Genomic DNA, 12885 nt, shown 5'->3' with positions numbered 1-12885 from the left:
GCGAAGGGCTGCTCGGGCAGCACTGCGGCGGGAAACGTGGGGGCCTGGAAGGGCGGATGGGCCTTAAAAACCGGGAGGGGCGGGGAGGGGCCGCAAGTGCGGCCGGGGCGCCACAGGCCCGCTGGCGCGCGGCCCTGCGCAGGGGCGGCGAGCGCCGCTAGAGCGCCTTGTCGGGGGCCGTGCCGCGCGGGCCGCTTTGGGCCGAGCGCAGGAACAGGCGCGAGACCGTGTCCATGGTCTGGCTGCGCTGGTCGGCATCGCCCTTGTGAAGCTCGGCCAGGGTGCCGTGCAGCATTTTCTGCGTGAGGCCGCGCGACAGGGCCTCCAGCACGGTGTCTATGTCTTCGCCCTTGGCCAGCAGCTTCTTGGCGCGCGCAATCTCCAGCGCACGCCATTCATCGGTCTGGGTGTTGAGCTGGCGGATCAGCGGCACGACGCCGGCCTGCGGGCGGCGCTGGTCCAGCCAGTGCATGAAGCTTTGCACGCCGTGGTCGATGATGACTTCGGCCTGCTCGACCGCTGCCTGGCGCTGGGCCTGGCCCGTGCGCACCACGGTGGCCAGGTCGTCCACGGTGTAGAGGTAGACGTCGCGCAAGTCCTTGACCTCGGATTCGATATCGCGCGGCACGGCCAGATCGACCATGAACATGGGGCGGTGCTTGCGCTTCTTGAGCGCGCTTTCCACGGCGCCCAGGCCGATGATGGGCAGGCTGGACGCCGTGCAGCTGATCACGGCATCGTATTCATGCAGATGGTCGGGCAGGTCGGCCAGCCGCATGGTGCCGGCGCCGAACTGGGCAGCCAGCTTCTCGCCGCGCTCCAGCGTGCGGTTGGCGATCATGATCTGCTTGGGGTGGCGGGCCGCGAAGTGGGTGGAGACCAGCTCGATCATCTCGCCCGCGCCCACGAACAGCACGCGGATCTGGGACAGGTCTTCGAACAGCTGGCCGGCCAGCCGCACGGCGGCAGCGGCCATGCTGATGCTGTGGGCGCCGATCTCGGTGGAGCTGCGCACTTCCTTGGCCACCGCGAAGCTGCGCTGGAACAGCTGGTTCAGCGTACTGCCCAGGGCGCCTGCGTTCTCTGCGGCGCGCACGGCGTTCTTCATCTGGCCCAGGATCTGGGCCTCGCCCAGCACCATGGAATCGAGCCCGCTGGCCACGCGGAAGGCATGGCGCGCCACATGGCCGTCTTCCAGCAGATAGGAGTGCGAGCGCAGCAGTTCGGACGAGATGCCGCCGCTGTTGGCCAGCCAGTGCAGGGTGTGGTCCATGGCCGGCATCTCGGCCGCGCAGTAGATCTCGGTACGGTTGCAGGTGGAGAGAATGGCGGTCTCGACGGCGCTGTGCTGGCGGCCGGGGCCGGTCAGCGATTCGCGCAGGCCCTGCAGCGTGGGCACGATCTGGTCAAGCGCGAACGCGAAACGTCCCCGCATATCAAGCGGAGCCGTGTGGTGGTTGATGCCGAGTGCCCAGACTGCCATAACCCGGGATTATAAAATTTCGCGCAGTTTCAGGCATCCCTGATCACAACACCCTGGAATCGGAGCCCGCACATGGGATGGATTGCGAGTACGAATCATTGGCTGAACTTCCTGGCGCCTGCACTTTTCCTGTCGCCGGCCCTGACGTTGTGCGCGCTTTTGATCTATGGAAAATCGCAGCAATCCCTTGCCTGGTGGTTGCAGGTTGCTATCAATTTAGTTGTTGGTGCGTTGGTGCTGCTGGCCGGTTTGTGGTGGTTCGGGCGCGATGCAAAGATGGCCACCTACATCGCGCTGGTCGTGGTGATGGCGCTTTGCCAGTGGGTGCTTTCGCGCGGCTGGCGCTGATAGCTGACAGCAAAGATTGATGCAGATCAACGGAAGAGGGCGTTTCTCCCGGCGATCAGGGGCCTGAGGCTGCGGCTGGAGGCACGGCACCCGGCGCGGCCTGCTCAAGCAGCCATGCGCGGAACTGCACAAAGGCTTCGGAAGGCGCCCGCGCGGCCGGCCGGCACAGAAAGTAGCCGCGTTCGATGTGGACGGGTGCAGGCAAGGCAAGGGCCACGCGGCCGGCGGCCAGGTCTTCCTCCACCAGGCAGCGCTGCACCAGGGCCACGCCCATGCCGGCGGCCACGGCCTGGACCAGCAGGGCCACCAGTTCGAAGTCCGCCGCAGGCGCGGGGCAGGGCCCGGGCAGGCCGAGGTGGCTCATCCAGCGCGCCCAGTTGCCCGGATAGTTGGTGTGAAACAGCAAGGGGCGCGCAAGCACATCCGCTGCGCTGCGAATGGCTTGCGGGCCCTGCAATTCGCGCGGATGGCAGATGGGCACCAGATCGCGGCCCACCACATAGTCGGCCACCACATGGGCGGGCCAGGGCTCGCTGCCCACGCGCAGCCAGCCGTCTATCTCGGCGGCGGACAGCGGGTCATCGCGCCGATAGGGGGCAAACGAAAGGACGATGCCCGGATGCAGGGCATTGAATCGCGGCAGGCGTGGAATCAGCCAGTGGCTGAACAGCGTGGGCACCACCGACAACCGCAGTTGCGGGCCGAAGTGGCGCCTGCGTGCGGCGGCCGAGGCCGATTCGATGGACTGGACGGCAGGCTCGACGGCCTGCAGATATTCACGGCCAGCCTCGGTCAGCACGCTGCGCCGGCCCTGGCGCTCGAAAAGGGCAAAGCCCAGGTGCTCTTCCAGCCGGGCGATGGCGCGGCTGATGCCGCCCTGGGTGACATACAGCTCCTGGGCTGCCAGCGAGTAGCTGCCCAGGCGCGCCGCCGCCGCAAAGGCGTGCAGCTCGGAAAGCGAGGGAGAGTGCATGCGCATGACGGGCGCAATTATGACGGTTTGTCATAGTTGCTTGCCGTCTTGTCTCTTTTCGCGCGTGCGGCGGCTGTCCAGAATCGGCGCCTGTTCCGCGAAGCCCTGCCCTGCAGCAGGCCGCTCTTTCATCCATCACGAGAGGAAACACACCATGGCAATGCGCCGCACCCTGTTGTCCAGCCTGGCCGCCTGCGCCGCCACTGCTCTTTTGGCTCCCGTCGCCTGGGCCCAGGGCCCGGCTGCCGACTATCCCAGCCGGCCGATCCGCCTGGTCGTGCCGTTTGGTGCGGGCGGCTCCACCGACATGGTGGCGCGTCTGCTGGCCGAGAAGATGAGCGTGATCCTGGGCAAGTCCGTGGTGGTGGACAACCGGGGCGGGGCGGGCGGCTCCATTGGCGCCTCCGAAATTGCGCGTGCTGCGGCCGATGGCTACACCATCGGCATGGCCACGGTGAGCACGCATGGCTCCAACCCGGCCATCTTCCGCAAGCTGCCCTACGACCCGATCAAGGACTTCGCGCCCATCACCAATGTGATGTCCGTGCCCAGCGTGTTCGTGATCAACGCCAGCGTGCCCGCCAAGACCATGAAGGAGTTCATCGCCCTGGCCAAGGCCAACCCGGGCAAGTACAGCTTTGCCTCGCCGGGCACAGGTTCCCTGGGCCACGCCAACATCGAGAATTTCATGAACCTGGCCGGTATCGACCTGCTGCACATCCCCTACAAGGGCGCGGGCCAGGCCATCACCGACGCGCTGGGCGGCCAGGTCAATGCCATGACGGACAACCTGCCCTCCACGCTGCCCCACATCAAGGACGGCAAGCTGCGCCCGCTGGCCGTGCTGGCCTTCAAGCGCGCCGACGTGCTGCCCGACGTGCCCACCTACACCGAGCTGGGCTTCCCGCAGATGGGCGACGGCGGCTGGTTCGGCCTGGTCGCACCTGCCGGCACGCCGCGCCCCATCATCGACAAGCTCAATGCGGCTGCGCACAAGGCCATGGCCATGCCTGACTACCTGGAAAAGCAAAAATCCATCTCGGGCGAGTCCATGGGCAACACGCCCGAGGAATTTGCCAAGCAGATCAAGGCTGCCATCGAGCGCTACACGGCCGTGGCCAAGCGCGCCAACATCAAGCTCGACTGATGGACCGCATGGCACAGACCGATTTTCTGCGCCCCCGGCCGGACACCCCGGTCGTGGTGCATCCCGCCACCGGCGAGGTGCTGCCCATCGTCTGCGACTCGCCGCACAGCGGCACGTCCTATCCCGCGGATTTCGGCCATGCCGTGCCCATGTCCCTGCTGCGCCGTGGCGAGGACACGCATGTGGCCGCGCTCTGGGATCAGTGGCCCGCGCACGGCGCAACGCTGATCGAGGCCACCTTTCCACGCACCTACATCGACCCCAACCGCAGCGAGGCCGACCTGGACCCCGCCCAGATCGACGGCCAGTGGCCCGTGCCCCTGGCGCCCAGCGTCAAGACCCGCCAGGGCCTGGGCCTGATCTGGCAGCGCATCAGCCGGGACGGCGTGGCCACGCCGCTGTATGAACGCCCGCGCACGGTGGCCGAGGTGGAGCACCGCATCGCGCGCTACTGGCGTCCCTACCATGCGGCGCTGGCGCAGGCCATCGATGACAGCGTGCAGCGCTTTGGCGGCGTCTGGCACCTGAACCTGCACTCCATGCCCAACGATGTCTACAAGCGCCTGGGCCGTACCGACGCGCCGCCGCTGGCCGACTTCGTGCTGGGCGACCGCGACGGCACGACCTGCGCGCCCGAGTTCATCCAGCTGGTGGGCGAGACGCTGGCGGGCTTCGGCTACAGCGTGGCCTATAACGAGCCCTACAAGGGCGTGGAGCTGATCGGCCGCATAGGCCAGCCGCACCTGGGCAGGCACAGCCTGCAGATCGAGATCCGCCGCCCGGTCTACATGGACGAGGACACGCGCGAGCCCAACGCGGGCTTCGAGCCGCTGCGCGGCCATCTGCGTGAGCTGATGGCCGTGGTCGCGGCGCATGTGCGATCTGAAATGGCAAGGCGCGGCTAGGCCGGGCTGGCGGGGTCGCCGGGCATGGGCGGCGTGCCTGGCAAGCCCGGCATGCCTGTCAACACCGGCGCCGCCACCGAGGTGGTGGCCGGTGGCGACAGGTACAGGCCCGCGCCCTTGAGCGATGCCAGGATGCTGAACAGCACATCGCTGCGCACCCCGCCCGCATTGCGCGGGTTGCCCACGTAGCCGATTGCCAGAAAGGTCAGCGTGCCGTTGGCAATGCCTTCGAGCTGCACCACAGGCTCGGGCGTGTCCAGGATGCCTTCATGCGTGCGGAAGGCTTCCAATATCAGGGTGCGCATGCGTTCGGCATCGGTGTCCAGCGGTGCGGGCAGGCGCAGCAGCACGCGCCCGGGCGCGCCGGCCAGCGTCATGTTGCGCACGGTCTTGGTGATGAATTCCGAGTTGGGCACGATGACGGTGGAGCGGTCGCCCAGCTGGATCTCGGTGGCGCGCACGTTGACGCGGCGCACGTCGCCCTCGGTATCGCCCAGCACCACCCAGTCGCCCACTTTCACGGGCCGCTCGGCCAGCAGGATCAGGCCCGAGATGAAGTTCTGCACGATGGCCTGCAGGCCAAAGCCAATGCCCACCGACAGCGCGCTGGCCACCCAGGCAATGCGCTCCACGCTGATGCCCAGCCCCGCCAGCGCCACGGCCACCACGAAGATGCCGCCCACATAGCCCAGCAGCGTGGTGATGGAGCTGCGCATGCCCGGCTCCAGCGAGGTGTTGGGGAAGTAGCGGTCCGTCAGCCAGCGCTTGATCACGCGGATCACGATCAGGCCCGTGACGATCACGGCGAATGCGGTGAACAGGGCCTGCGGCGCCATGGTGAAGTCGCCCACCTTGAGGCTGTGGTTCACCGTGCTGCCGCGGCGAAACACCTCGTCCGGCCCCGTGCCCAGCGGGGCCAGCAGGGCGATCACCATGTAGAACAACAGGGCCACGCGCAGCAGGCCGGAGACCAGGACCGAGGCCTGGTCCAGCAGCCGGCCCTCGATGCCCAGGCTCTGGTTCAGCCGGGTGCCGAAGCTGCCCTTGGACGACAGCAGGGCCTCGCACAGATCGTCGCCCAGCTGGAACAGCAGATAGGTGGTGGCAAAGACCACGCCGGTCCACACCATCTGGCGCGCCAGCGTTCCGGCCAGCGCCACGTAGCCGGTCACGGCCAGCGCAATGGTGGCAATGCTGGCCACCGCCGCGCAGGCCACGAGCAGGCCCACCCACAAGGGCCGGGGCGGTGCGGGCTCGGCCTGGGCGCCGTCTTCCTGCGCGACCGGCGCCGGCGCGCGCAGATGCCGCAGGGCCAGCATGACCACGGCCGAAATCAGCAGGGCCGACAGGGCGTGCACCGTGACCTCGGCGGCCAGGCTGGCGCCGATGATGGCGTTGACTTCGGTCACCAGGCCGTTGAGCGCGGCTCCGGCGGCAATCCACCAGGGATAGGGGCTGAGCCGCTCGGCCAGCTCGTCCGACACGCCGGGCAGGCGCCAGGAACTGCGCCTGCGCGACAGCAGGGTCTGGCCCAGCGACACCACAAAGGCGCCGAACAGCGTGACCTGCACACTGGCCTTGGCCAGCGCGTCCAGCGATTCGCTGAAGCCATCGCCGGCCTTGAGCACGCTCCAGGCCAGTTGCGCTGCCAGGCCGATCAGCAGCGTGTTGATCAGCACGGTGGCCGCCGCGCGCAACGAGCGGCGCAGGCGGCCGCTGGGCAGGCGCGCGGGCGCGGCGCGCACCAGCAAACGCTCGGCCAGCCAGGGGCCGAGCAGGGCGATCAGCAAGGCGGCGGCCAGGCTGGCGATGAAGCCGCCCCGGCGATCGGACGCCATGGTGGAGGCGACGGCCTGGCGCAGCTCGCGCCCCAGGCCCTGCAGGCGCGCCGCGTCCAAAGGCGCGGCAGCGCGCAGGTTGCGCCAGAAAGGTCGGCCCAGCGGCGAGTCGGTGCGGGCCGTCAGTGCGGCCTGGAATTGTTCGCGGCGCTGGCGTATCAGCTCGTTGCCGCGCTGGTCGGCATCGACCGACACCAGCCGCGCGAGCTTGAGTTCGGAATCCACGGCACTGCGCTGCCTGGCCAGGCTGGCGCGCTGCTCGGCCACATCGGGCGCATCGGCAGGGGCGCCTTTTTCGGGCGCGGGGCCCAGGCCGGCCAGGCGTGAATCGATGTCGGCCAGTTCCTCGGTGCGGCGGGCCGCCACCTGGTCGGCCGCCGCGCCAATGGCCGCAGCCTCGTCCAGCAGCTTGCGGCCGTCATCGTCCTCGGCCAGCTTGCGGGGAATGGCGTCCAGCTGCTTGCGCAGATCGTCCACGCTGGGCAGGGCGGGCCGGCCGTCGGGTGCCGCCGTGGCCGCCGCTGCCGCGCGGTCCTGCGCATGGGCCGGAGCGGGCGCAGTGAGGACCAGCATGGCCAGGACCATCAGACCGGTGGCCAGGCATTGGCGCAAGGCCTGCGCCCACGTAGGGCGCAGCGGGAGAGGGTACGGGCGGGGCGGTGTCATGGACGCACATTGTGCGGCGGGCCGCCGCGACGGTTGTTTCCAAAGGTCCGGCCCCGCCAGCCGGCAGCCGTCTCAGCGCGATGCGGGACTGAACATATCGACACGGTCGGTGATGACGCCGTCCGTGCCCAGGTCGATCAGGCGCTGCGCGGCCCATTCGTCGTTGACCGTATAGCTGCTGCAGCGCAGGCCCGCGCCATGCACCTTGGCGACCAGTGCGGCATCCCACAGCGCATGGTTGAGCACCATGGCCGCGCAGCCCAGGTCCAGCGCGGTGCGCAGGTCGGCGTCGCCCGTGGCATCGGCCAGCTTGTCCACCAGCAGGCCCCGCGGAATGTGCGGTGCCGTGTCGCGTGCGCCCTTGAGCGCATCGGTCTTGAACGAGGTGAACAGCGGCTGGATGCGGTCCCTGGGCCAGATGCGGTTCATCAGCTCGCCCGTGGCGCGGCCCGTGGCCTCTTCCTGGCCCGGCGTGGGCTTGATCTCCACGTTCAGGAAGAAGTGGTTGGCCAGGCACCAGCGCGCCAGGGCTTCCAGCGTGGGCAGGGCCTCTCCCGCAAAGGCGCGCGAGTGCCAGCTGCCGGCGTCCAGCTGGGCGATCTCGCCCATGGACAGGTCGCCACCCGTGCCGTGGCCGTTGGTGGTGCGCTCCAGCGTGGCGTCGTGCATCAGGAACAGCACGCCGTCGGCAGACAGCTTGGCATCGCACTCGAACATGCGATAGCCGTGCGCGGCGCCCAGGCGGAAGGCGGCCATGGTGTTCTCGGGCGCCAGCTTGCCGGCGCCGCGGTGGGCCACCCACAGGGGGTAGGGCCAGGATTTCAGGTTCTCGGTCATGGCGAGTCCGTCAAAGGAAGGGAGCTTGGATGGAAAAAGAGAGCCTCTGGGGCTCTCTTGGAAAAGGTCGGAGATCCGGCCTTCAGGGGATCAGATCCGCTTTCCGGATTCTGCGTCGAACCAGTGCAGGCGACGCTCTTCGGAAGGACGCACGCGCATGGTCTCGCCGGGCTTGGGGAAGGGCGCGCCTTCGTCGATGCGTACCGTCATCGTCTCGCCATTGAGCGAACCATAGACCAGGCGCTCGGCACCCAGCATTTCCACGGTGTCCACCTTGATTTCCCAGCCGCCTTCGCTGACGACGACCAGGTGCTCGGGGCGGATGCCCAGGATACGGCCGGCCGTGCCGCCGGGCGCGTTCTTGAGCAGGTTCATCGGGGGCGAGCCGATGAAGCTGGCCACGAAGGTGGAGGCGGGCGTGTGGTAGACCTCTTCGGGCGTGCCGAACTGCTCCATCACGCCGCCGTTCATGACGATCATGCGCTGGGCCAGGGTCATGGCCTCGACCTGGTCGTGGGTCACGAACAGGCTGGTGATGCCCAGCTCGGCGTGCAGCTTCTGGATCTCGATGCGGGTCTGGCCGCGCAGCTTGGCGTCCAGGTTGGACAGCGGCTCGTCGAACAGGAAGACCTTGGGCTGGCGCACGATGGCGCGGCCCATGGCCACGCGCTGGCGCTGGCCACCCGACAGCTGGCGCGGCTTGCGGTCCAGCAGGTGCGACAGCTCCAGGATCTTGGCGGCCTTGTCCACGCGGCGCTTGATCTCCTCGGGCGGCACCTTGGCGATCTTCAGGCCGTAGGCCATGTTCTCGTAGTTCGACATATGCGGGTACAGCGCATAGTTCTGGAACACCATGGCGATGTCGCGCTTGGCCGGTTCCACGTCGTTGACCACCTTGTCGCCGATCAGCAGCTGGCCGTCGGAGATCTCCTCCAGGCCCGCCACCATGCGCAGCAGGGTGGACTTGCCGCAGCCCGAAGGGCCGACGATGACGACGAACTCGCCGTCCTTGATTTCGGCGTTGACGCCGTGCAGTACCTGGTTGGCCGACGGGCCCTGGCCGTAGCGCTTGATCAGGTTGCGAAAGGAAATGGATGCCATACGAAGATTCTGGTTGAGTCGCAGAGCGAAGGGCGCTGGCGCTTGCTCTGCGGGGTTCTATACGGTGGGTTGGGGCGGCGGCGGGCGGTTTACTTTTCGGTGTCCACCAGGCCCTTGACGAACCAGCGCTGCATCAGGATCACCACGGCAGCGGGCGGTAGCATGGCCAGCAGGGCCGTCGCCATCACCACGTTCCAGTCATTGCCGGTATCGCCGCTGGCCACCATGCGCTTGATGCCGATGACCACGGGGTACATGTCTTCCGAGGTGGTCACGAGCAGCGGCCACAGGTACTGGTTCCAGCCGTAGATGAACTGGATCACGAACAGCGCCGCGATCGAGGTCTTGGACAGCGGCACCAGCACATCCTTGAAGAAGCGCATGGGGCCTGCGCCGTCGATGCGGGCGGCTTCCACCAGCTCGTCCGGCACCGTCAGGAAGAACTGGCGGAACAGGAAGGTGGCCGTGGCCGAGGCGATCAGCGGAATCGTCAGGCCGGCGTAGCTGTTGAGCATGCCCAGCGTGGAGACGACTTCGTAGGTGGGGCCGATGCGCACTTCCACGGGCAGCATCAGGGTCACGAAGATCAGCCAGAAGCAGATCTTCTTGAACGGGAAGCGGAAGTACACCAGCGCGAAGGCCGACAGCAGCGAGATCGCGATCTTGCCCACGGTGATCACCATGGCCGAGACGAAGCTGATCCACATCATGCGTGCCACGGGCGCGCTGGAGCCGGGGCCCGAGCCGCCGAACAGCGCGGCCTTGTAGGTTTCCCAGAAGTTGCTGCCGGGCACCAGGGGCATGGGCACCTGGATGATGTCCTGCGGCGTGTGCGTGGAGGCCACGAAGGCCAGGTACAGCGGAAAGCCGACGATGATCACGCCCAGCACCATGATCAGGTGCGAGAAAAAGGAGAGAAGGGGACTGCGTTCAACCATGATCAGTACTGCACTTTCTTCTCAACATAGCGGAACTGGATCACGGTCAGTGCAACCACGATCACCATCAGAACGACCGACTGCGCGGCCGAGCCGCTCATGTCCATGGCCTTGAAGCCGTCGTGATAGACCTTGTAGACCAGGATGGAGGTGTCCTGTCCCGGACCGCCCTGGGTCGTGGCGTCCACGATGCCGAAGGTGTCGAAGAAGGCATAGACCACGTTCATCACCAGCAGGAAGAACGTCGTGGGCGACAGCAGCGGGAACTGGATGTCCCAGAAGCGGCGCATGGGGCCCGCGCCGTCGATGGCGGCGGCCTCGATCAGCGACTTGGGGATGGACTGCAGGCCCGCAAGGAAGAACAGGAAGTTGTAGGAAATCTGCTTCCAGATCGCAGCGATGACGATCAGCGTCATGGCGTTGCCGGAGTTCAGCAGGTGGTTCCAGTCATAGCCGATCATGCGCAGCGCATAGGCCACGACGCCGATGGACGGCGAGAACATGAACACCCACAGCACACCCGCCACTGCGGGCGCAACGGCATAGGGCAGCAGCAAGGCGGTCTTGTAGGCAAGCGCGCCCTTGATCACGCGGTCCGCAAAGATGGCCAGCATCAGCGACAGCGCAATGCCGAACACCGCCACCAGCACGGAAAAGATGGCCGTGGTCTTGAACGAGGCCAGGTAGGCAGGGTCATCCAGCAGGTGCTGGAAGTTGGCAAACCCCACCCATTCGGTGGAGAAGCCAAACGTATCCTGCGCCTGGAACGACTGCACGATGGCCTGGCCTGCGGGCCAGAAAAAGAAGACCAGCACGATGACCATCTGTGGTGCTATCAGCAACCACGGCAGCCAGGCGGATCGAAAAAGAACGCGTTTTTCCATGACGGAACTCGGTAGAACAAAACAGCCCGCACACCGGATGGCCGTGGGGCCGCCGGTTGCGGGCCTGTGACGCACGGTGCGGGCTGCCTGCGCAGCTGCCACACCGCAGATCACATGGGAGGATTACTTGTTGGCCCGGGCGAAGCGGCCCAGTTGCTCGTTGCCACGGGTGACAGCGGTGTCCAGGGCTTGCTGGGGAGTCTTCTTGCCAGTCCAGATCTGTTCGGTTTCCTCATCGATGATGGTGCGGATCTGAACGAAGTTGCCCAGGCGGATGCCGCGCGACTTGTCGGTGGTCTTGCGGATCATCTGCGTCACGGCGGTGTCGGTGCCGGGATGCTTTTCGTAGAAGCCCGAAGCCTCGGTCAGCTTGTACGCAGCGGTGGTCACGGGCAGGTAGCCGGTGCGCTGGTGGCTGGCGGCCTGGATCTTGGTGTTGTTCAGGAAGTTGAAGAAGTCAGCCACGCCCTTGTAGCGTTCGGCGCTCTTGCCGGCCATCACCCACAGGGAGGCACCGCCGATGGCCGTGTTCTGGGGAGCGCCCTTCACGTCGGCGTAGTAGGGCAGTTGGGACTGGCCGAAGGCGAACTTGCCTTCCTTGACCACGCGGGCATACAGGCCGGAGGAGCCGGTGATCATCGCGCACTCGCCGGAAGCGAAGGCGGCGTCAGGCACGTTGCCGCGGCCCTTGTAGACGAAGCTGCCATCCTTGGCGGCCTTGGCCAGGTTCTCGAAATGCTTGACGTGCAGCGGCGAGTTGAACACCAGCTTGGCATCGGTGCCGTCAAAGCCGTTGTTCTTGGTCGCGTACAGGGTGTTGTGCCACAGCGAGAAGCTCTCCAGCTGGGTCCAGCTCATCCAGCTCGTGGTCAGTGCGCAGCGGTGGCCCGAGGCCTTGAGCTTTTCGGCGGCGGCGAACACTTCGGGCCAGGTCTTGGGCGGCTTGTTCTCGTCCAGGCCTGCCTTCTTGAAGGCGTCCTTGTTGTAGTAGAAGATGGTGGTCGAGCTGTTGAGCGGGTAGCTCATCATCTGGCCGTTGGGAGCGGTGTAGTAGCCGGCCACGGCGGAGATGTACTCGCCCTGGTCGAACTTGAAGCCGCCGTCGTTCATGACCTTGGTGACGGGCACCACGGCGCCCTTGGAGGCCATCATGGTGGCCGTGCCCACTTCGAAGACCTGCAGGATGTCAGGCGCGTTGCCGGCGCGGAACGCGGCGATGGCGGCCGTCATCGACTCGTCATACTGGCCCTTGTACGTCGGCACGATCTTGTACTGGGTCTGGCTGGCGTTGTACTCCTTGGCCAGGTCGTTCACCCAGTCGCCCAGGGCTGCGCTCATCGAGTGCCACCACTGGATTTCGGTTTGGGCTTGTGCCGAGATGGTGGTGGCCGCGATCGCGGCTGCCATGGCCAGTTGCTTCAGTTGCATGAGGACTCCTCTAGTTCGGTGACGGTTTCAGACCGCTGCCACGGTAAGGCAGGGGCATGACATGTCTGTGTCATTGTTTTCGGATGCTTCGTACCGCACTACAGGCCAAACCCGGTGAGCCGCTGGTCCCGTATGTCAGTCGTGTGACAAAAAATGACACGCGAAGCGGCGCCATTTTAGGTCAATACCATTTCGTTTCAAAAGCCCGGGTTGTTCGTATTGGCTCGTTTGTGCTCTTTCTGTATAAGGCACCTTCACCGGTCCCAGTGAGCTCCCGCCGCGTTGGCGAGGGCTGGCTTCGCGGGCCGAGACGGCGTGCCGTCCAGAGCCCCGTGGG

General features: G+C 66.6%; 11 protein-coding genes. 3 read left to right on the top strand and 8 right to left on the bottom strand.

Features of this window, described 5'->3' with window-relative positions:
- Positions 1-157: 157 nt before the first annotated feature.
- On the bottom strand, positions 158-1483 hold the full coding sequence (gene hemA / locus DACI_RS27700; RefSeq protein ID WP_012207273.1) for a glutamyl-tRNA reductase: 1326 nt from the start codon (positions 1481-1483) through the stop codon (positions 158-160).
- A 72-nt stretch (positions 1484-1555) separates the two neighbouring features.
- Between hemA and DACI_RS27695 the strand changes: the two genes are divergently transcribed.
- Positions 1556-1831 (top strand): hypothetical protein, encoded by a 276-nt coding sequence (locus DACI_RS27695; RefSeq protein ID WP_012207272.1) that lies wholly within the window; start codon positions 1556-1558, stop codon positions 1829-1831.
- Positions 1832-1886: 55 nt separating this feature from the next.
- Here DACI_RS27695 and DACI_RS27690 read toward each other — a convergent pair whose 3' ends face one another.
- On the bottom strand, positions 1887-2810 hold the full coding sequence (locus DACI_RS27690; RefSeq protein ID WP_012207271.1) for a LysR substrate-binding domain-containing protein: 924 nt from the start codon (positions 2808-2810) through the stop codon (positions 1887-1889).
- Between the two features lie 148 nt (positions 2811-2958).
- Here DACI_RS27690 and DACI_RS27685 point away from each other — a divergent pair, with 148 nt between their 5' ends.
- Positions 2959-3951, top strand: coding sequence for a tripartite tricarboxylate transporter substrate binding protein BugE (locus tag DACI_RS27685; protein ID WP_012207270.1), 993 nt, complete (start codon positions 2959-2961; stop codon positions 3949-3951).
- Positions 3951-4856, top strand: a complete 906-nt coding sequence (locus DACI_RS27680; protein ID WP_012207269.1) for an N-formylglutamate amidohydrolase — start codon at positions 3951-3953, stop codon at positions 4854-4856. Before DACI_RS27685 ends, DACI_RS27680 begins: the two co-directional genes overlap by 1 nt.
- Here DACI_RS27680 and DACI_RS27675 read toward each other — a convergent pair.
- From DACI_RS27675 to ugpB, 6 genes are all read right to left on the bottom strand, one after another.
- Positions 4853-7279, bottom strand: coding sequence for a DUF3772 domain-containing protein (locus DACI_RS27675; protein ID WP_043783696.1), 2427 nt, complete (start codon positions 7277-7279; stop codon positions 4853-4855). The genes DACI_RS27680 and DACI_RS27675 overlap by 4 nt on opposite strands.
- Positions 7280-7432: 153 nt before the next feature.
- The gene (gene ugpQ, locus DACI_RS27670) at positions 7433-8197 is read right to left on the bottom strand and encodes a glycerophosphodiester phosphodiesterase (RefSeq protein ID WP_012207267.1); all 765 of its coding nucleotides are present in this window, start codon (positions 8195-8197) and stop codon (positions 7433-7435) included.
- A 90-nt stretch (positions 8198-8287) separates the two neighbouring features.
- Positions 8288-9298, bottom strand: a complete 1011-nt coding sequence (ugpC, locus tag DACI_RS27665; protein ID WP_012207266.1) for a sn-glycerol-3-phosphate ABC transporter ATP-binding protein UgpC — start codon at positions 9296-9298, stop codon at positions 8288-8290.
- 89 nt (positions 9299-9387) lie between these two features.
- Complete coding sequence (ugpE, locus tag DACI_RS27660; RefSeq protein WP_012207265.1) at positions 9388-10236, bottom strand: sn-glycerol-3-phosphate ABC transporter permease UgpE; 849 nt, start codon at positions 10234-10236, stop codon at positions 9388-9390.
- 2 nt (positions 10237-10238) lie between these two features.
- Positions 10239-11120 (bottom strand): sn-glycerol-3-phosphate ABC transporter permease UgpA, encoded by an 882-nt coding sequence (gene ugpA, locus DACI_RS27655; protein WP_012207264.1) that lies wholly within the window; start codon positions 11118-11120, stop codon positions 10239-10241.
- Between the two features lie 123 nt (positions 11121-11243).
- Positions 11244-12548, bottom strand: a complete 1305-nt coding sequence (gene ugpB / locus DACI_RS27650; protein ID WP_012207263.1) for a sn-glycerol-3-phosphate ABC transporter substrate-binding protein UgpB — start codon at positions 12546-12548, stop codon at positions 11244-11246.
- Positions 12549-12885: the final 337 nt, after the last annotated feature.

Origin of the sequence: Delftia acidovorans SPH-1, assembly GCF_000018665.1 — a bacterium.
In the GTDB taxonomy this organism is placed as follows: domain Bacteria; phylum Pseudomonadota; class Gammaproteobacteria; order Burkholderiales; family Burkholderiaceae_C; genus Comamonas; species Comamonas acidovorans.
The sequence above is the reverse complement of the archived record's forward strand: the minus strand, read 5'-3'. Positions and strand labels throughout refer to the sequence as shown.